Source organism: Geotalea sp. SG265 (assembly GCF_022808985.1).
Taxonomy (GTDB): Bacteria; Desulfobacterota; Desulfuromonadia; order Geobacterales; family Geobacteraceae; genus Geotalea.
This window is the reverse complement of the sequence record NZ_JAKZFT010000027.1, coordinates 1-20,322: the sequence shown is the minus strand read 5'-3', so window position 1 is coordinate 20,322 and position 20,322 is coordinate 1. Positions and strand designations below refer to the sequence as shown.

Genomic DNA, 20,322 nt, shown 5'->3' with positions numbered 1-20,322 from the left:
GGTGAATCATCGACCCAGAAAAAGCCTTAACTACCAGACACCACACGAAGTCTTCTTTCAAAATTCACGTGGTGCACTTGCAATTTGAATCCACCTAGTCCTGAAAAGATTAAAAGGGTCAAAAAGATTAAAAGGGTCAGGTCTACAAATTACACAAAAGCAAGTTATACTTTGATCTGGTAGATGCACTTTATCAGTCAAAGGAGAAGAGCCATGGCCCGACCATTACGCATTGAATATCCAGGAGCCTACTATCACATAACATCCAGAGGCAACGAGCAGAAGGATGTGTTTAAAAGTCAGAAAGACCGGGAGAAATTTCTTTCATATCTGGAATCGGCAACAGAACGGTATGGTGCGATAATTCATGTATGGTGCCTGATGAACAACCACTATCACCTGTTGCTGGAAACACCACACGGAAATCTTTCACAGATAATGCGCCACATAAACGGTGCCTACACCACATATTTCAACATCAAGCGGAAACGGGCCGGCCACCTGTTCCAGGGAAGATACAAGGCGATACTCGTTGAGGCGGACGAATATACAGTCGAACTTTCAAGATATATACACTTGAATCCGGTTAGAGCCGGTGCCGTCGAACGGCCAGAAGAATACCGCTGGTCGAGCTATAACAGCTACATCGGCCAACACACGCCACCGGACTGGCAGAAGATGGATTTTATCATTGGCTACTTTGACAAGAAAGCAGCTGATGCCCAAAAGAAGTATCGTCAGTTTGTGGAAGATATGCTTGGGGAAGACTACGAAAGCCCGCTAAAAGAAGCCGTTGGATCATCTCTTCTTGGGAGCCCGGGATTCATAGAAGAAATCACCACAGCTCACTTGCAGGAAAAGACAGTCAGTAGAGATGTCCCGGCACTGCGCCAGTTATCAACGCAACCGCAGCCGGAGGAGATTGTCCGCCAGGTAAAGAAAGTCTTTGCAGAGAACGAAAAGCTGGCAAGGCAGGCAGCAATACATCTCTGCCATAGATACAGTGGAGCAAGACTGCGAGAAATAGGGCAACTCTTCAATGTACGGGAATCTGCAATTTCGGAGGGGAGCCGACGGTTTGCAGAGAAATTGAAAGGGGATAAGCGGCTTAAAAGCAATGTGGAAGCGGTGAAGAAAGAATTAAAACTATGAAATGTGTAGACGCGACCCTTTTAAGCGCCCCCAGTTATTTTAATTGATCCGGACGGAAAAGCGGTGAATGACTATATTTCTTTATCTCATAGTTCAAGTTTACTTTTGCATGGTAGGCAACTTAGCTCAGGAGATGAACAAAAGACAATAAGTAGTGATCTAATTGGTGCAAGTATAGATTTGTCTTTAGGCCTGGGCTCTTTGCCCAGTTCCTCAGAAGCTTCATCTGAAATTGGTCTCGGTATATCAAAACATTTAGGTATTGGTTTAATAAGTAAGGAAGGCAAAAGTGACCCAGTTGGTATTGCTATTCATTTTGGGCTAGGTGTAGGTTTGCTAAATCTAGTGGGGTTACCTGTAAATATTAGTGGAACAAAACCCGCTGAGACAAGAAAAGTATCTCTAGCGCCGCCGCGTTTCCCAAGCGATTTAGAATTTAGAAAACCTGGTGGTTCACATGCTCCAAACAAGCCAGCAGGGCCTAGCCGCAGTAATATTGTACCGCAAACTCGACGACCAGCTCCTTCAGAACCAAAAACTTTCAACCCAATGAGCTGCCATCCACACAGCAGCAATAAGGATTAATATGATTAGTCCACAAGATTACTGGAACCAATGGAAGAAAGGATCAGATACGATATTAAAGATTTATCTTGTCATTTTTTCTTTGATACTGGCAGTCATGTTAATTTCTTTGGCTGTTAACTATTTTCAACAGCTGTCTACAAGACATGTTGTGATGGATGGCATCGATACGAGAAATGTTTATGCCGTAGTTCCATCTCCAATCTTTGTTGACCAATTTCAGATGAAAAAGGTCATTCATAGCTATCAATATTCAACTGAGCACGGAGGTGGATCGATTTCTATTGTCTTGATGGAGGTAGGGTCGCCTAAAATACAAAGCACCAATGACTTTAAATTAAAGATTAGAAGTTGGATTTCTGGATCTACTCAAAACGACGCAACAAAAACCCTTCTTTCAAAGATAAATTTATTTGCAAGTTCATTTAGCCTAAGTTGGTATCCAAAAGATTTGCTTGATGGCGCAAATTATGAGTTTATGTTCTGGAACTTAGCTGCTACTCCTAATGGAAATCCTGTGGACGTTGATTTATTTATCTTTGATTATAGACATAATTATCTCTACTTTATAAAAGCAAGAATGCCCGGGTCTGTAAAGTAAACAGGGAAAAGCTAAAGGGTCGCGTCTCCATTTTCCATTTTGGAAGATTAAAAGGGAAGATTAAAAGGGTCAGGTCTAGGAAGATTAAAAGGGTCAGGTCTACAAATTACACAAAAGCAAGTTATACTTTGATCTGGTAGATGCACTTTATCAGTCAAAGGAGAAGAGCCATGGCCCGACCATTACGCATTGAATATCCAGGAGCCTACTATCACATAACATCCAGAGGCAACGAGCAGAAGGATGTGTTTAAAAGTCAGAAAGACCGGGAGAAATTTCTTTCATATCTGGAATCGGCAACAGAACGGTATGGTGCGGTAATTCATGTATGGTGCCTGATGAACAACCACTATCACCTGTTGCTGGAAACACCACACGGAAATCTGTCACAGATAATGCGCCACATAAACGGTGCCTACACCACATATTTCAACATCAAGCGGAAACGGGCCGGCCACCTGTTCCAGGGAAGATACAAGGCGATACTCGTTGAGGCGGACGAATATACAGTCGAACTTTCAAGATATATACACTTGAATCCGGTTAGAGCCGGTGCCGTCGAACGGCCAGAAGAATACCGCTGGTCGAGCTATAACAGCTACATCGGCCAACACACGCCACCGGCCTGGCAGAAGATGGATTTTATCATTGGCTACTTTGACAAGAAAGCAGCTGATGCCCAAAAGAAGTATCGTCAGTTTGTGGAAGATATGCTTGGGGAAGACTACGAAAGCCCGCTAAAAGAAGCCGTTGGATCATCTCTTCTTGGGAGCCCGGGATTCATAGAAGAAATCACCACAGCTCACTTGCAGGAAAAGACAGTAAGTAGAGATGTCCCGGCACTGCGCCAGTTATCAACGCAACCGCAGCCGGAGGAGATTGTCCGCCAGGTAAAGAAAGTCTTTGCAGAGAACGAAAAGCTGGCAAGGCAGGCAGCAATACATCTCTGCCATAGATACAGTGGAGCAAGACTGCGAGAAATAGGGCAACTCTTCGATGTACGGGAATCTGCAATTTCGGAGGGGAGCCGACGGTTTGCAGAGAAATTGAAAGGGGATAAGCGGCTTAAAAGCAATGTGGAAGCGGTGAAGAAAGAATTAAAACTATGAAATGTGTAGACGCGACCCTTTTAAGCGCCCCGACCCTTTTAAGCGCCCCCGACCCTTTTAAGCGCCCCCTTTTAAGCGCCCCTTCAGGAGATCTTGCAGGACAAATTTATGGAAATTATGCGAAAGGTAAGCCATTGTTTAGCGATATTAACTATGAAACAATTGGTGTTACAGGCCTAGTGGGGGGGCTGCTGGTTTAAGCTCGATTGTTGTTGATGACCCGCTTTTAAATGGGGCTATGGCATCAGGCGCTGAACTTGGACTAAGAATACAACTAAGGGACAGCAATGAAAATGGTAACAAGTAACATCTATGAAATGAAATACATCTTATTAGCTGCTGTAGGCGGTATTGTTATGGGATGTATATTCGTCTTATATTTTAAAAGTTTACTTCGGTCCAGATACTATTTTGATAAAAAGGAAAGCGCATTACATGGCATAAAAAAATTTTTATGGCAATCATCACACGTTATTGTAGGTTTGGCAGGTATCGCAGGTTCTTTTGCATTCATTATTCCGCCACTTCTTGTATTACCCAATCTGAAAAGATTTCCTAGTTACATTAATATTTATACAGTTCTTTTTATATTAGGCCTAGGGATCAATGCGTACAGACATCGAAATGATTTTCTTGTGACAAAGAAGGAGTAGAAGCGGAAGAATAAAGGGCCAAGTCTCAACACTGTACAAAGCGGAATTGTAGGCGGTTGTGACCTGACCCCTCGTCTTTGCTCTCAGGCTCTCTCTTGATGAGGGAGATTTTGAAAAGGCAGAAGATATAACACGGCCGTAGACGCAGACGTGGCAAAATTCGCTGTGCAGGCCCAATAGGAGGAATAATGTTCAAGTCTTTCGTTTTTACCGCAATCGCGCTTACTCTTTATTCGAGTACTGGAAGTCTTGCAGCCGAGATAAGAAATTACGAAGCTGAGGGAAATCTTGAGTCCAAGAATGACGTGGGCTGCATTGAGAAAGGGAAGGTAGAAAATAAACTTACACCTGCCGACCTATATACAGGAAGTGTCAAATGCGTTGAACAGGACAAGTACAAGGAAGGGGTGTTTTTATTTGCACTTGCCGGCGTATACGGATATTTTGACACCCTCAGAGTTGCAGACACGACCGCTCATCAGGCAGTGTCTGTACTCAGTATGACCGTACTTGATTCCATGGATGAAAACAAGAATGAAACCTTTATACAAACGGTTGAGAAAACCCTTGGTACGCCGGCATCGCTTAAAGAAACGTGCAAAGAAATAAAGCGCATTGGGCCGCCGATCTACTACCCCCGCTATATGATACAACATGGAATGGGCGCATTTGTTGGTAGCAGATCGGGCTATGAATTGATGCCAAAGTTTGATTCGGTGGCGGCCTGGAAGGAATCTCTCGATAAATATCTTCATTGTCCTGATTTTTAGATGAAGTGTTCTTAGGGCAAATACCCCAAATATACTGTCCCCAGAACTCCCCAGAACTCCCGTTTTTTTCTTTGGTATTGTGTGGCAAGTCTTGGTGCCGAAGCAAAAAAAGCTTCACTACATGAATGGAAAGCTGGGATTACACGTTTTATTGGATGCTAGTGTTGGCTTTGAGCGAGGAACAATTGTAAAGAAACCAAAATAGGAATGGGAAAATGGATCTTGGACCATTAAAAGGCATAATTTTAGGATTATTGTTCATTATATTTAGAAATCAAGTTGCGAGAGGTTTAACTAAGTTCTATCAGAAATTTCCTGAGTGGGAGGAAGGTGTAAAAATATTGAATCTGACTTTCTCTGTTAAACCAGTCTATATCACTATGCTTGGAGCTGTAATAATTCTAGTCTCTATTGTGGCACTCCTTCAGCTAAACCTGTGAAAGTAGATAAGGCAAAGTAAGAAACACAGGCAAATATCACAAAAACATCATGCATCGAATAACAGTCACAACAAAAGGACTGCCAGGTGAATCCTCCTCTGGAATTACCCAGAAATTGACCCCGGTTCCTCCCCCCACAAGTCCATCCCGCCTTGACTAATTTCTCCCTATACTCTACATAGGATACTACTTTCCCAGCACAATGCTCCCAGAGGATGAGATCATGGAACGGCAAAACGGATTCGAACAAGGCCCCATCCGCCCACCCAGCGAGGCTTCCAGCCTGCTGTTGCGCGTCAACCGCAACTGCCCCTGGAACCGTTGTACCTTCTGCTCCATCTACAAGAAAAGCAAATTTTCCATCCGCTCCGTCGAAAATGTCATCCACGATATCGACAGCGTCTATAAATTCATCACGCGGCTGCAGGACCCGGGCACCACACCTGCGGCTCTGCAGAGGGGCCTGTCTCCGGGGGAGGAGCCGGCCTTTTATGCGGCATATAGCTGGCTGCAGGGCGGGATGGAGTCGATCTTTCTCCAGGATGCCGACAGCCTGGTCATCCGGCCGGAAGACCTCCTGAAAATACTGTGCCACATCCGGTCCAGATTCCCGGGGGTGAAGCGCATAACCTCCTATGCCCGTTCCGACAGTGTGGCGCGCATTGATGACGGGATGCTCAAGGAAATTGCCGCTGCCGGCTTGAACCGCATCCACATCGGCATGGAAACGGCTTCGGACACGGTTCTGCAGCTGGTCCGCAAGGGGGTCACCAAGGAGACCCATATCGCTGCCGGGCTCAAGGTGAAGGCTGCCGGCATCGAGCTATCCGAATACTTCCTCATCGGCCTGGGGGGCACCGAGTTCTCGCAGCTGCACGCCCTTGAATCGGCGGATGCCCTCAACCGGATAAACCCGGATTTCATCCGCTTCCGGACGCTGCACCTGCCCGACAAGATCACGCTCTTCCCGGATAGCGAAACGCGGTACCAGTGGGCGCCCGATCTGGTTCTGGCCTACGAGATCCTCACCCTCATAGAGCACCTGCACGGGATCACCAGCCGCATGACGAGTGATCACAGTTACAACCTCTTCCAGGAAATCGACGGCACCATGCCGCAGGACCAGGAGCGGCTGGCAGGCGTTTTGCGAAAATTCATCGCCATGGACTGTGAACAGCAGGTCCTGTTCCAGGTGGGGAAACGGGCGGGATATTTTCTCCGCCTGGGGGACATGGTTGCCCCCGGGCGGATGGCGCAGGTGCGGGAGATCTGCCGGCAGTCGGACATCACCCCGGCCAATGCCGACGAGCGGATCCACGAGATCGTTCAGGATCGCATGCGCCGGGGGATGCCCTTTTAGCAGGTTTGTTTTTTCAGCAGGGGAATGATCTCAGTAGAGCTCCCCGATAAACTCGGCGAGTTCTTCCCCTTCGTCGGTCGCCTGAATGGTGAATACCTTGACAATGAACCTGCTCGCAGCGGAGGAACCTTCCCCTCCTGCGCGGATGTCCTTGATTCGAGCCAGAACCTTGCCGCTCGATGCCTCGATCAGCTCGGCAGTGATGCCGATATTGGTCTTGCCGCTTTTGGGGGCCATGAAGCCGAGGAAGAACTTGGCTGCACCTATACCGCCGTTAAACTGGTAGAACTTCCCCTTAAGCAGCAGCGTCTTGCCCTTGGCGGATTTGTTTGCCTCTACGCTCTTGAACTTCGTCTTATCCTTCAGGTTTTTGACGATGCTTTCAGTGAGTGCCTTGACTATTCCCTTCTTGCCTTCCTCGAAGAGCTTTTTTTCATCTTCATCCATATTGATTAGTTCGGCGCCGTCCAGGGTGAAATCCTTCACCACAACGTGATCGTATTTTGCCAGGCGCTCGCCGGTCAGTATCTCTTCCTCATCGAATTTGTCAGGCTTGGGCAGGGTGTCGGCAGAAAATGCCACCCCTGCAGTCAACAGTAAAAGAGCTGCCAGCAAGAGGGGAAGGTGGAATTTTTTCATAATATCTCCTTTTTCCGGATGATGTTGCTGCTCATTGAAATGTACTCCGATGCCAGCCGTTGCAGTTCATGCACTAGGGTTATACCTCTGCCAGAGACGGCACTGACTATATCAGCCATCCTTAAGCAGTGCAAGACAGAGAATCACATATAGCGGATATGTCGCAGCACAGTATTTCCATCGGCGGGACATGTGACCGCATCTGGGTCATTTGCTGCTTTCAAATCCTCGGTAGTCTATGAGATGAGCTGAAGGAAATTCCGATAGGTGATTACCCTCTAATTTTTGCCGGTTGCATTTAATGTGATGCCGAATATAATTAAAACAGCTTTTTACCGGGAACTTTCCACCTGTATTCCTTGGCCCAGGCGACTTGCCGGGCTGCGGCAACCTGCTGGGGCTGGATTCGCACATGGATTGTCAGTCGTACGATGACAAGGAGGTGCCAAATGGGTAAGCGAAGTGATGAAGAAACAGCCGACGGAGCCGAACAGCTGCTGGACTTGCCACGGCTTCTTGCGGAGAGGGGGGTGTCGCGCCGGGATTTCATGAAATTCTGCACGGCGGTGTCGGCCGCACTCGCTCTCCCGGCTACCTTCGTACCGCGCGTAGCGCAAGCGCTGGACGACATCAAGCGTCCCACCCTGGTCTGGCTGGAATTCCAGGACTGTGCCGCCGACACGGAGGCGCTCCTCAGAGCTGCCAACCCGACCGTTGCCGAGATCGTCCTCGACATCCTCTCGGTGGATTACCATGAAACGATCATGGCGGCGGCAGGCCATCAGGCGGAAGAGGCGCTCGCCAAGGTGGTCAAGGAGCAGAAAGGAAAATACATCGCCGTAGTGGAAGGCTCGATTCCACTGAGGGACGGCGGGGTCTACTGCTGCGTTGCCGGCAGGACGGCACTGGACACTGCCCGCCAGGTATGCGGCAATGCCATGGCCACGGTTGCCGTGGGTACCTGTGCTTCCTTCGGCGGGCTCCCCGCTGCCGCCCCCAACCCCACAGGTGCAGTGGGGATAAAGGAGGCGGTCCCGGGAGCCACGGTCATCAACCTCCCCGGCTGTCCCCTCAATGCGGACAACTTGACGGCGACCATCGTCCATTTCCTGGTTTTCGGCAAGCTTCCCGCCGTCGACAGCCATGGCCGTCCGCTCTTCGCCTACGGCAAACGCATTCACGACAACTGCGAGCGCCGTCCCCACTTCGATGCGGGGCAATATGTGGAGCAGTGGGGGGATGAGGCCCATCGGAAGGGACATTGCCTCTATCACATGGGATGCAAGGGGCCTGAGACCTACCATAACTGTCCTACCCAGAGGTATAACGAGAAAACCAGCTGGCCGGTCGGCGCCGGCCACGGCTGCGTCGGCTGCTCAGAACCCCAGTTCTGGGACGCCATGGCTCCGTTCTACAGGCGTCTGCCCCAGGTCCCGGGTTTCGGCATAGAAAGCACCGCCGACAAGATCGGTCTTGGTCTGGCGGTGACAACGGCCGTGGCTTTCGGCGTCCACGGCATAGCGAGCGCTTTCCGGCACGGGGATAAATCCGAAGGGGCTCAGGAGGATACTGACCGATGACGAAGATTGTCGTAGATCCCATTACCCGCATAGAGGGGCACCTGCGCATCGAGGCGGAAGTAGCCGGCGGCCGGGTGACGGATGCCTGGAGCAGCAGCACCATGTTCCGGGGGATAGAGACCATTCTCAAGGGACGTGATCCGCGCGATGCCTGGTACGTCACCCAGCGATTCTGCGGAGTCTGCACCACAGTCCATTCGATCGCTTCGATCAGGGCGGTGGAAAATGCCCTGAAGATAGCCATTCCCTCCAATGCCGAGCTGATCAGGAATATCATCATCGGCATCCAGAACGTCCAGGACCATGTCATTCATTTCTACCACTTGCACGCCCTCGACTGGGTGGATATTACTTCGGGGCTCACTGCCGATCCGGCAAAGACGGCTGCCCTTGCTGCATCCATCTCGGACTGGCCGCTGAATTCCCCCACCTACTTCAAAGAAGTGCAGGATAAAGTCAAGGCATTCGTTGCAAAAGGCCGGCTCGGTCCCTTCGCCAATGCCTACTGGGGGCACCCCGCCTACAAGCTCCCTCCCGAGGCGAATCTCATGGCGACGGCCCATTACCTGGAAGCCCTGGAGTGGCAAAAGGATGTCATCAAGATCCACGCCATCCTTGGGAGCAAGAATCCCCACCCCCAGACGTTCCTGGTGGGTGGCATGGCCATTCCCATCGACCCCGATTCCCAGAATGCCCTCAACGCCGACAAACTGGCCGAAATCAAACGGCTGCTGACCAAGGCCGGAGAATTCGTGGAGAAGGTCTATATCCCGGACCTCCTGGCGGTCGCCTCATTCTATAAGGAGTGGGCCGGCATCGGTGGTGGCGTGGGAAACTTCCTTTCCTTCGGGGAATTTCCCCAGCAGGGGGGCGGACAGCCCTGGCTTCCTGCCGGTGTGGTTCTCAACCGGGATCTCGGCAAGGCTTTGCCGGTGGACCACCGCAAGGTGACTGAGTATGTGGACCACTCCTGGTACGAGTATTCCGGCGGTGCCGGCAAGGGGCTACACCCCTGGGAAGGGGAGTCGGAGGGAAAATATTCCGGTCCCAAGCCCCCTTTCCAGCACCTGGATACCAGTGGGAAATACTCCTGGGTCAAGGCCCCTCGTTATGAGGATCAGCCCATGGAGGTCGGCCCCCTGGCGAGGCTGTTGGTAGCCTACGCTGCAGGCCATAAACCCGTGCAGGATGCGGTAAACGGGGTACTGGGCAAACTAAGCGTCGGCCCCGAGGCCCTCTTTTCCACTCTGGGAAGGACCGCCGCCCGTGGCATCGATTGTCTGCTCATCGCTCGGGAAATGCCGAAGTGGAACGACCAGCTCATGGACAACATCGGCAAAGGGGATTATGCGATCCATAACGGTGAAAAATGGGACCCGGATCGCTGGCCTGCCGAGGCCTCAGGCTACGGAATGCACGAAGCTCCCCGTGGTGCGCTGGGGCATTGGATCAGGATCAGGGACCAGAAGATCCTCAACTACCAGGCTGTTGTCCCCTCCACCTGGAACGCGTCCCCCCGGGATGCCAAGGGAGTTCGCGGCCCTTACGAGGCGGCACTGATCGGTACGCCCCTGGCGGATCCCGGCAAGCCGCTGGAGATTCTGCGTATCATCCACTCCTTCGACCCGTGTCTCGCCTGTGCGGTGCATCTCCTGGATGCCCGGGGCAACGAGACCCTCAAGGTCGCCGTACGCTAGGAGGCGCATCATGGCTGAAGGTGGTCTCTACAAAAAGTATGTCTGGGAAATCCCGGTGCGGGTGACCCACTGGGTGAATTTCCTTGCCATTGCCGTTCTATCCGTCACCGGCGGGTACATAGGTGCGCCGGAAACCCTGGCCGACAGCCCCTCCCAGTACGTCATGGGATGGGTCCGCTTCGTTCACTTCGTCGCCGCCTATGCATTCACCATCAGCGTGACAAGCCGTATCTACTGGGCGTTCATGGGGAACCGCTATGCATCCTGGCGTGAATACGTCCCCTTCGTTACCCGGGAAGGACGGCAACGGATGCTTGACACCTTGAAGTACTATCTCTTCATGAGCAAGAGGGTGCCCAATGCCGTGGGTCACAACACCCTGGCCGGGACGACGTACCTGGTGGTCTTCATGCTCTACTTCGTCATGATTCTGACCGGATTTGCCCTCTACGGCCAGAGGGCTCCCCAGTCAGTAATGCATAAACTTACCGGCTGGCTGTTCGTCCTGTTTTCCCCCCAAGGGATGCGGCTGACTCACCACCTGGGAATGTGGCTCCTGATCGGCTTTGTCATCCACCACGTCTACAGTTCCTGGCTCATGGACGTGAAGGAGCGGGGGGGAGTAATGTCGAGCATATTCAGCGGCTACAAGGCCGTCAGGATGAAGGACTAGTGTCCATACTGGTGCTGGGCATAGGCAATCTGATCATGTCCGACGACGGGATCGGCGTCAGGGTCGTTCAGAGACTGGCGGCTACCCATCGCTTTCCCGTCGGCGTCACCCTTGTGGATGGGGGCACCCTCGGGCTAGATTTGCTGCCGAAGCTGGAGGGGGTGACCAGGCTGTTGGTGGTCGATGCGGTGGAGACCGGAGGTATTCCGGGGACCGTTGTCCGCTTTACGGGGGACCAGATTCCCATGGCCCTGGAAACGAAGGTGTCCCCCCACCAGGTGGGGCTGAAGGATCTCCTTGCCGTGGCTGGCCTCCAGGGTTTTGCACCCGAAGAGATGGTCCTCTGGGGGGTACAGCCGGAAAAGCTCGGCCTGGGGCTGGAGCTGTCTCCTGCCGTTGCCGGTGAGCTGGACCGACTTGCAGCGCATGTGGTAGGTGAACTGGAGCGATGGGGGGCAGGGCCGCTGCATGGTACCTCCACCCCTTAACTTTCAGGCAGGGAGGCGGCATCTAGATGCACGAAATGGCCATAACCCTGAATGCGGTTGAAATTTGCGAGCAGGCAGCCCTGGGACGGGCGGTAACCGCGGTCACCCTGGAAATCGGCGATTTGTCCGGGGTGGTGCCGGAAGCTGTCGAATTTTGCTTTGACGCCTGTACCAGAGGAACGCTCCTGGATGGGGCACAGCTGCGCATCGAGCGGGTTGCCGGGCAGGGCCGATGTGACTGCGGCAAGGAATTCATGGTCGCTGCCCTGTTCGATCCCTGTCCCTCCTGTGGCGGTTACGGGGTGGAGCTGCTTGCCGGCCGGGAACTGCGGGTAAAAGAACTGGAGGTGGCGTAGCATGTGTATGACCTGCGGCTGTTCAGGGGAGGATCACCACCACGATCACGGCCATCATCGGCATGAATACCTCCATGGTTCCTCTGGGCAGAAAATCGCCGTGGAGACCGACATCCTCGCCAAGAATGATCGCCTGGCGGCGGAGAACCGGTCGCTTTTCCGGAAGCGGGGAGTATTCGCCCTGAACCTGGTCAGTTCTCCCGGCTCGGGGAAGACGACGCTCCTGGAACGGACCTTGGCGGATCTTTCGGGTGAAATGGGTCTGGCGGTCATCGAAGGAGACCAGCAAACCGACCGGGACGCGGTAAGGATCGCCGCCACCGGTGCATCGGTGGTGCAGATCAATACCGGCACCGGCTGTCACCTGGACGCCCATATGGTGGGGCACGCGGCGGAACAGCTCGACCTCTCCGGGATAGATATCCTTTTCGTGGAAAACGTCGGCAACCTGGTCTGCCCGGCAACCTTCGATCTGGGGGAGCACCACAAGGTGGTGGTGCTAAGCGTCACCGAGGGGGAGGACAAGCCGCTCAAGTATCCGGGGATATTCCATGCTGCCGATATCATGCTCCTCAACAAGATCGACCTCCTTCCCCACCTGGGATTCGACGTGGCGCAGTGCCGGGAGATGGCGCAGCGGGTGAACCCGGCCATGACCATTTTTGAAGTCTCGGCGCGAACGGGGCAGGGGATGGATGCCTGGTACTGCTGGCTCACTGAGCGGCTGTCTGCCGCTTCCTGAGATCTTCCTGCCCGGCGGCTTCGGGACATGCCGCACGGGCTTCCGGAGTATCCCATTCAACGGATGAGAGTGGAAATAGCGGGGATTGTGCAGGGGGTGGGCTTCCGCCCCTTTCTCTATCGCCTTGCCACGGCTAATGGGGTGAGCGGGTGGGTGAGAAATACGACCGCCGGCGTCGTTGCCGAAGTGGAGGGGGACGAGGCGGTAATTTCGCGCTTTCTGAAAAAGATCGAGGAGGAAGCTCCTCCCCTGGCGGCCATCGCCCGGCTGCAGGCCTTCGCCATGGAACCCCGGAGGGAAGCCGGGTTCGTGATCCTTCCCAGCGGTCATGGCGAGGGGCCGGTACAGATAGCCCCCGACAGCGACGTCTGCCCCGATTGCCTCAGGGAGCTGTTCGATCCCGCCGACCGCCGCTACCGCTATCCCTTCATCACCTGCACCAACTGTGGTCCCCGGTATTCCATCGTTACCGGCGTTCCCTACGACCGGCCGTTCACCACCATGGCCGGCTTTCCTCTCTGTGACAGGTGCCGTGAGGAATACGAAACGCCGGGGAACCGTCGTTTCCATGCCCAGCCCATCGCCTGTCCTGTCTGCGGTCCGCGGCTTCGGCTCTTGGGAGACGGCATCGGGAACGAAGATCCACTCGCGCAGGCGGTCCGTCTGCTCCGAGAGGGGAGAATCCTCGCCATTAAGGGTATCGGCGGTTATCACCTGGCGGTGGATGCGTGTAACGACCGGGCAGTGCGGCGGCTGCGCCGGCGGAAAAAGCGGGATGAAAAGCCATTCGCCTTGATGGTTCCCGATCCTGAGGCTATTGACGGCATTGCCTTTGCCGACGAATCGGAACAGCGGCTGCTCGGAGGGGCGGAGCGCCCTATCGTTCTCCTGCGCAAGCGTGAGGGGAGCGGGCTCTCCCTACTCATCGCTCCGGCCAACGGTTATCTGGGAGTGATGCTCCCTTCCTCTCCGCTCCATCATCTCCTCCTGGCAGATAACTTTTCCGCCCTGGTCATGACCAGCGGCAACGTCTCGGATGAGCCCATTGCCTACCGGGAGGCAGATGCGTTGGCACGCCTGGGAGACATCGCTGATTGTTTTCTCACCCACGACCGCGGCATCCATACGCGCATCGACGATTCGGTTGTCCGGGTTTTCCAGGGGGGCCCCCTCGTCCTTCGCCGCTCCCGGGGCTACGTGCCGCGCAGTATCCGCCTCCCTTTCAGTCAGACCAGTATCCTGGCAGTAGGGGGGGAACTGAAGGCCGCCGTCTGCTTGACGGCTGGGGACCAGGCCTGTCTCAGCCAACACATCGGCGACCTTAAGAATGTCGAGACGCTTGCATCTCTGGAGGAGACGGCTGCGCACCTGAAGGCGATCCTGGACATCGAGCCGGCCGGGGTTGCCCACGATCTCCATCCCGACTACCTGTCGACCCGTTACGCCGGGAATTTTGCGCCCCTCCCCCGCATCGGAGTACAACATCACCACGCCCACATGGCCTCGTGCATGGCGGAAAACGGCCTGGAAGGGGAGGTGCTCGGCGTGGTTTTCGACGGCACCGGCTACGGCACCGACGGTACCATCTGGGGAGGGGAGTTTCTCCTGGGGGACTACCGTGGTTTCGAGCGGGCCGCTCATTTTCGGAACCTTCCCCTGCCGGGGGGGGACGCGGCGGTGCGCGAGCCGTACCGGATGGCATTAAGCTGCCTCTATTCCCTTTTCGGCACGGAGGCCTTCGACCTTCCCCTCGCCTGCTGCAGGGAAGTGCAGGAATCGGACCGGGAGCTGTTTCTCAGGATGCTGGAGCGGGGCATCAACTCCCCGCCGACTTCCAGCTGCGGCCGCCTCTTCGATGCGGTAGCCTCCATACTCGGCCTGCGCCAACGGATCACCTATGAGGGGCAGGCGGCCATGGAGCTGGAAGGGCTTGCCGAGGGTTACGGCGATAGCTCACCGTATCCCTTTGTCATGGATGACGACGCGCTCAACTTTACTCCGATGATTAGGGCTATCGTCGAAGAACTGTCGGCAGGAAGGCCCAGGGCAGAGATAGCCGGTGCCTTTCACACCACCATCGCGGCGGCCACGGCAGAAATGTGCGGCCGGATCCGGCAAAGGACCGGCCTTGCCAGGGTGGTTCTGTCGGGAGGCGTTTTCCAGAACCGCCTGCTTGCCGAGGATGTAGTGGCGCGTCTTGCCAGGCACGGCTTTCAGGTATTCACCCATCGGCTCGTGCCCCCCAACGACGGAGGGCTGGCATTGGGACAGGCGGTGGTCGCGGGACAGCACTTGGTATAACAGGATAATGCAGAGACAGCAAAGGGGAGGAATAATGTGTCTCGGTGTACCGATGCGGATCATAAGCGTTGACGGTAGTGATGCCATTGCGGAAATGGATGGGGTGCGGCGCGACGCGAGCCTGCTCCTGCTCGACGAAGAGGTGCGGGTGGGGGATTACGTTATCGTCCATGCCGGTTTTGCCATCTCCAGGCTCCATGAGGCGGAGGCCCGGGAAACCCTAGCCCTGATGCGGGAAGCCTTTCTTCCGGGGAGCATGGCATGAATTACCGGGACGAATATCGCGACCGGGAGTTGGTCCAGGGGCTTGCCGACCGGATCGGACACCTGGCAGACCGCGCCGGCAGGACCATGACCTTCATGGAGGTCTGCGGCACTCATACCATGGCTATCTACCAGTACGGTATCCGCTCACTCCTGCCCCCCGGGGTCCGGCTCATTTCCGGTCCCGGCTGCCCGGTCTGCGTCACTCCGAATGAATATATAGACCGCGCCGTGGCCTATTGCCGCCTTCCCGAGACTATCGTCGCCACCTTCGGCGACATGATGCGCGTTCCCGGCTCTTCGTCTTCGCTCATGGCCGAGCGGGCCCAGGGGGCCGACGTGAGGATAGTCTATTCATCGCTGGATGCGGTCGCGCTGGCCATGAAAAATCCCGGTAAGCGGGTGATTTTCCTCGGCATCGGATTCGAAACGACCGCTCCCACGGTTGCCGGGAGCATCCTTGCCGCCGAGGAAAAGAAGGTGGGCAACTACTTCGTCCTGGCGGCCCACAAAACGATCCCCATCCCCATGCAGCTCCTTTCCGCCGACCCCGAGACGGCAATCGACGGCTATCTCTGCCCCGCCCACGTGAGTGCAATCATCGGCGGCGCGGCCTACCGCTCACTCGCGGAAGGGCATGGCGTTCCCTGCGTCATCACCGGCTTCGAGCCGGCCGACATCATGCGCGGGGTGGAAATGCTTGTCCGCCAGGTGGTCGAAGGTGAGAGCCTTGTGGAAAACGAGTACAGTCGCGTCGTGCAATGGGACGGCAACCGGAAAGCCCGGGAGGTTCTCGAACGGGTCTTCGTCCCCTGCAATGCCACCTGGCGCGGAATCGGCGCCATCCCGGGGAGCGGCCTGGCAATCAACGAGCGCTATGCCTGCTACGATGCCGAACGGGCTCTTCCAGTGACGGCTGAAGAGCCGCGGGAGCACCCCGGATGCCGCTGCGGCGACATCCTCAGGGGGAAAATCACCCCCTTCGACTGCCCGCTCTTTGCGGTTGCCTGCACACCCGAATCGCCCGTGGGGGCGTGCATGGTTTCGTCGGAAGGTACCTGCGCGGCGGCTTTCAAATACGGACGGTAGGAAAACTGCCTTTCCCGGTGAAACGAAATCTCAGAAAAACACCCTGGAGAAACCATGCCTCACGACTTGATCCTGTTGGGCCATGGCAGCGGCGGGGCACTGTCCCACCAGCTGCTCGACGAACTGGTGGTTCCTACCCTTTCAGGCATTTCTCAGGCCGGCAGGGACGACGCAGCTGTCCTCGACCCGGTCGGGGGAAGGCTGGCCTTTACCACCGACTGCTACGTGGTCGATCCGCCCTTTTTCCCGGGTGGCAGCATCGGCGATCTGGCGGTAAACGGCACGGTCAACGATCTCGCCATGATGGGGGCACGGCCCCTATATCTCAGCACGGGGTTGATCCTGGAGGAAGGCTTCAGCCGCGACGATCTCGCCCGAATCCTTACGGCCATGCGCAGGGCGGCTGATGCGGCGGGGGTCGCCATCGTCACCGGCGACACCAAGGTGGTGCCTCGGGGGAAGGCTGACCGCATATTCATCACCACCTCGGGTGTGGGCGTTCTCGACCATGGCCTGACTATTTGTGGATCCGGGGCGCGCCCCGGCGACCGGGTCATTATCAACGGCACCATCGGCGATCACGGCATTGCGGTCCTTGCAGCGCGGGAGGGCCTGGAGCTCAGTAGCGATGTGACCAGCGATTCCGCGCCCCTCAACGATCTTGTGGCGGAGCTGCTGAAGGAGGGGGATGCTATCCATGTGCTGCGCGACCCGACCCGCGGAGGGGTGGCGACGACCCTGAAGGAAATCGCCCTTCAGTCCAAATTAGGGATTGCCATCCGGGAGGACCAGCTGCCTGTCAGCCGGGAAGTGGGTGCGGTCTGTGCCATTCTTGGGCTCGATCCGCTCTATGTCGCCAACGAAGGAAAGCTCCTGGCGGTGGTTGCCCCGGAGGCGGCAGAAAGGGTGCTGGAACGGGTGCGCAACCATCCATTGGGCAGGGAGAGTGCCGTCATCGGCGAGGTAACCGACAAAAATGAGGGGCGGGTGACAATGGAGACGGTCGTTGGCGGAATGCGCGCCGTGGAGATGCTTGCCGGCGAGCAACTGCCGAGGATCTGCTGACGATTCTTCCATAGAGTGCACTCCATTTCGGTACGCGTTAACGGTTCTACTGTTCATCAGGGTGCCGACGTATTTCATTAAAATATATAAAACCAAGCTATTTTAGCCTTCGCAAAGCTGCCGTTTCGGCAGTTTTTTTTGTTTTTTGCTAATGTTGGCATTTTTTGTGCTGTAGCCCAGTGTCGCATTTTGGCCATTCCTAGAGCCATGGGGTTGGATGTCCTTTTCAGCGTTCCAGTTTTATAGTGAATTAGCCAAAAAGCCGTTTTTTAACGTATCAACGTCTAATTAGCATACTTACATTAAAAAATGAAGGAGGAGCGAAGATGGTAATGCATAGAGCAGTTAAGGCCCGCTGGTTCATCGGGCAACAGCTCGCGCTCCTGGGACTGCTACTGTTCATGGTAGGCAGCGCCTGGGGTGCGACCGTTCCCAATGGCACATTTCCCAATAGTGCCAGTTGGACCTTCAGTACCGCTACATTTGACACGAGTACTAGAACTGCAGACGGTTCCGGATCAGCAAGGTTGGCCACGGTAGTGAAAGGTGCGCTAATCAGTGGTACCGCCAGTCAGGCGCTTTCCATCCCTGCCGGATCGGTCATCAACACCGCATCGTTATATTCGCAACTGGTTTTCGTCGGTGCAGGGTCTGGCACCGGCAATACCGTTACCGTGGCTCTCCACTATGTGGATGGCTCCACAGCAAATATTCTCTCTACTGGTAATTTAGGCGCCCACACCTGGACTGTCCGGAACGGATTGGTTCCTGTCACTCTCGCACAGGATGTGGATCAGGTCATCATCACCATGACGGCCCAGTCCGGAACTGGTGGCGGCACGCAAACCGCGAACATCTATGTTGATGAAGTGACCATCAGCTACACCCCCTATTCCAATCCACTGCTGCACAACAGTACCAACCTCAGTACCAAATACTGGCCTGCCAGCGGCTGGGGTGTTGCCGGCGGTCAGTATGGCGAGTTTACCTGTTCGACCTGTCATACCCGCACCACCACCAATATCAAAAGGGTAGTAAGTTCGATACCAGCCTCTATTGGTACGACAGTGGATAAGCCTGTTACATTTAAGAACATCACCGCTTTCGGCAACGACGCCGGCGGCCACAGCACATCCCTGCGCATTTGCGAGGTCTGCCATACCCAGACGGCCGTCCATAAATACAACCAGACAACTGGTGACCTCAATCACAAGAATGCCAATCTGACTGACTGTACTTCCTGTCATGCCCACAACAAATCCTTCGGTGCATCTTGTAATACCTGCCACGGCTATCCTCCCATCAATGCCAGCCTCGGCACCGACGGCCTGGCCTCACCGGCAACCGGCATTCTCACCTCGGGTGCGGGTGCCCATGATACCCACGTCAATGGCCGGGGTATGACCTGTGAGACCTGTCACCAGGGCTACACCCAGAACCCCATGGGTAACGAATCGGTTGAATTCGGCTTCAACATCAACGGCGGCACCATCTCCGGATTCAAGGGCACATTCAATGGCGGCAGCTTTGCCGTCAAGACCCCCTATGCTCCTTACAGCAGCAACGCAAAATATCTGGGAACCACTGTTACCATGGCACCAGGTAACAACAATACATGTTCCAATCTCTATTGCCACGGTGGTTACGCCGGCAGCAACGGCTCCCTCACAGTCCCCTCCTGGACTTCCGGTGCCACTGCCAAGGCTTGTGGTGCCTGCCATGGAGTCAGCCAGACAACGCCCCCCACATCCGGCCAGCACGTCCGCCATACCGGCACTGCCGCAGGCAATATGGGCATAGCCTGTATCGACTGCCATGGTACTCTCCCGACCGACAATGCCCATGTCAATGGCAATGTGGTGACGAAGCTGAATCCTGCATCCAAGCTGCAGGCCAATGCGACCTACAAGACTTTTGCCAACCAGTCGTCGGCAGCCCTCAGCTACGGCACCTGTTCTCTCTACTGCCACAGCACCGTTCAAACCGCCGATGCTTCCTCGGCAGTCTATACATCTACTGTTCCTCCGAAATGGGATGATCCTGCTTTTGATCCACAGGGTTGTGGTACCGCCCAGTGTCACGGCAATCCGCCTTCCAATGCCAACCACAGCACACACGTTAGCAAGGGGTACGACTGCGCGGTTTGTCATAGTGGGGCAGGCAAGGACACAGCCAAGCATGCCGACTATAACATCGATGTCGTCTTCAGCGGCGTGGCCGGTTCCGGCACCTATAGCCAATCGCCCAATACGCCGGGTAACGGCTTTGGTACCTGTTCAGCCACCTATTGCCACAGTGGTGCAGCTTCTGCACCCACATGGGGAGGCATCGCCATGCCTGGCGACTGTACCGGCTGCCACGGCAATGAGGTCACCGCAGCAACAAAATTGAGCGGCGCCCACAATGCCCACTTGAATAACACCGCCCAAGGTGGGGTCTTCATCTGTAGTACCTGCCATGCTCCGACGAACAATACTGCCAACAACCGTTCCATTACCAACAGTACTCTCCACGTGAACGGCATGGTCAACTACTCCGGTCTCTACGCTGGCAACAACAAGACCTGTTCCACCTTCTACTGCCATAGCAACGGTAAGGGCCAAGGACCGGTAACCACCCTGCCCGCCTGGGCCAGCGGCACCACCCTCGGTTGTAACGGCTGCCACGGCTCCACCGGCAACACCAGCGGTATGCCGACCCCCGATGCTGTTGGCGTAAACAGCCACACCAAGCACCTGCCGACCCAGGATACCGGCAA

At 55.1% G+C, this 20,322-nt stretch carries 19 protein-coding genes; 18 read left to right on the top strand and 1 reads right to left on the bottom strand.

Going from position 1 to position 20,322, the window contains the following annotated elements:
* Positions 1 to 213: 213 nt before the first annotated feature.
* From ML541_RS18460 to ML541_RS18430, 7 genes are all read left to right on the top strand, one after another.
* Positions 214 to 1,152, top strand: coding sequence for a transposase (locus ML541_RS18460; RefSeq protein ID WP_243375425.1), 939 nt, complete (start codon positions 214 to 216; stop codon positions 1,150 to 1,152).
* 63 nt (positions 1,153 to 1,215) lie between these two features.
* The gene (locus ML541_RS18455) at positions 1,216 to 1,737 is read left to right on the top strand and encodes a hypothetical protein (RefSeq protein WP_243375423.1); all 522 of its coding nucleotides are present in this window, start codon (positions 1,216 to 1,218) and stop codon (positions 1,735 to 1,737) included.
* Position 1,738: 1 nt separating this feature from the next.
* Entirely contained in the window at positions 1,739 to 2,338 is a 600-nt protein-coding gene (locus tag ML541_RS18450) for a hypothetical protein (protein ID WP_243375418.1), read from the top strand.
* Between the two features lie 170 nt (positions 2,339 to 2,508).
* On the top strand, positions 2,509 to 3,447 hold the full coding sequence (locus ML541_RS18445; RefSeq protein WP_243375415.1) for a transposase: 939 nt from the start codon (positions 2,509 to 2,511) through the stop codon (positions 3,445 to 3,447).
* A gap of 287 nt (positions 3,448 to 3,734) precedes the next feature.
* Positions 3,735 to 4,100 carry a hypothetical protein gene (locus tag ML541_RS18440; protein WP_243375413.1) on the top strand — a complete coding sequence of 122 codons (366 nt, stop codon included), beginning with the start codon at positions 3,735 to 3,737 and terminating at the stop codon, positions 4,098 to 4,100.
* A 188-nt stretch (positions 4,101 to 4,288) separates the two neighbouring features.
* Positions 4,289 to 4,870 carry a hypothetical protein gene (locus ML541_RS18435; RefSeq protein ID WP_243375411.1) on the top strand — a complete coding sequence of 194 codons (582 nt, stop codon included), beginning with the start codon at positions 4,289 to 4,291 and terminating at the stop codon, positions 4,868 to 4,870.
* 663 nt (positions 4,871 to 5,533) lie between these two features.
* Entirely contained in the window at positions 5,534 to 6,670 is a 1,137-nt protein-coding gene (locus tag ML541_RS18430; RefSeq protein WP_243375407.1) for a radical SAM protein, read from the top strand.
* A gap of 30 nt (positions 6,671 to 6,700) precedes the next feature.
* On the opposite strand, the gene ML541_RS18425 is transcribed toward ML541_RS18430, so the two are convergent.
* A complete protein-coding gene (locus ML541_RS18425; RefSeq protein WP_243375403.1) occupies positions 6,701 to 7,309 on the bottom strand; it encodes a DUF4410 domain-containing protein in 609 nt (202 codons plus the stop codon).
* Positions 7,310 to 7,758: 449 nt separating this feature from the next.
* On the opposite strand from ML541_RS18425, the gene ML541_RS18420 reads away from it, so the two are divergent.
* The 11 genes from ML541_RS18420 to ML541_RS18370 all read left to right on the top strand — a co-directional run.
* Positions 7,759 to 8,889: a hydrogenase small subunit gene (locus tag ML541_RS18420; protein ID WP_243375399.1), complete on the top strand. Its 1,131-nt coding sequence runs from the start codon at positions 7,759 to 7,761 to the stop codon at positions 8,887 to 8,889.
* Positions 8,886 to 10,586 (top strand): nickel-dependent hydrogenase large subunit, encoded by a 1,701-nt coding sequence (locus tag ML541_RS18415; RefSeq protein ID WP_243375396.1) that lies wholly within the window; start codon positions 8,886 to 8,888, stop codon positions 10,584 to 10,586. The genes ML541_RS18420 and ML541_RS18415 overlap by 4 nt, the downstream gene beginning before the upstream one ends.
* Before the next feature lie 10 nt (positions 10,587 to 10,596).
* Positions 10,597 to 11,259: a Ni/Fe-hydrogenase, b-type cytochrome subunit gene (cybH, locus tag ML541_RS18410; protein WP_243375393.1), complete on the top strand. Its 663-nt coding sequence runs from the start codon at positions 10,597 to 10,599 to the stop codon at positions 11,257 to 11,259.
* The gene (locus tag ML541_RS18405) at positions 11,259 to 11,747 is read left to right on the top strand and encodes a HyaD/HybD family hydrogenase maturation endopeptidase (RefSeq protein WP_243375390.1); all 489 of its coding nucleotides are present in this window, start codon (positions 11,259 to 11,261) and stop codon (positions 11,745 to 11,747) included. The genes cybH and ML541_RS18405 overlap by 1 nt, the downstream gene beginning before the upstream one ends.
* Positions 11,748 to 11,773: 26 nt before the next feature.
* Positions 11,774 to 12,103 (top strand): hydrogenase maturation nickel metallochaperone HypA, encoded by a 330-nt coding sequence (locus tag ML541_RS18400; RefSeq protein WP_243375388.1) that lies wholly within the window; start codon positions 11,774 to 11,776, stop codon positions 12,101 to 12,103.
* 1 nt (position 12,104) lies between these two features.
* A complete protein-coding gene (gene hypB / locus ML541_RS18395; RefSeq protein ID WP_243375386.1) occupies positions 12,105 to 12,845 on the top strand; it encodes a hydrogenase nickel incorporation protein HypB in 741 nt (246 codons plus the stop codon).
* A 63-nt stretch (positions 12,846 to 12,908) separates the two neighbouring features.
* On the top strand, positions 12,909 to 15,146 hold the full coding sequence (gene hypF / locus ML541_RS18390; protein WP_243375383.1) for a carbamoyltransferase HypF: 2,238 nt from the start codon (positions 12,909 to 12,911) through the stop codon (positions 15,144 to 15,146).
* 34 nt (positions 15,147 to 15,180) lie between these two features.
* Positions 15,181 to 15,411: a HypC/HybG/HupF family hydrogenase formation chaperone gene (locus ML541_RS18385; protein WP_243375381.1), complete on the top strand. Its 231-nt coding sequence runs from the start codon at positions 15,181 to 15,183 to the stop codon at positions 15,409 to 15,411.
* A complete protein-coding gene (gene hypD, locus ML541_RS18380; protein WP_243375378.1) occupies positions 15,408 to 16,499 on the top strand; it encodes a hydrogenase formation protein HypD in 1,092 nt (363 codons plus the stop codon). The genes ML541_RS18385 and hypD overlap by 4 nt, the downstream gene beginning before the upstream one ends.
* A gap of 54 nt (positions 16,500 to 16,553) precedes the next feature.
* A complete protein-coding gene (gene hypE / locus ML541_RS18375) occupies positions 16,554 to 17,564 on the top strand; it encodes a hydrogenase expression/formation protein HypE (RefSeq protein WP_243375376.1) in 1,011 nt (336 codons plus the stop codon).
* A gap of 326 nt (positions 17,565 to 17,890) precedes the next feature.
* The coding region (locus ML541_RS18370; protein ID WP_243375374.1) for a CxxxxCH/CxxCH domain-containing protein at positions 17,891 to 20,322 on the top strand (2,432 nt) is incomplete at its 3' end.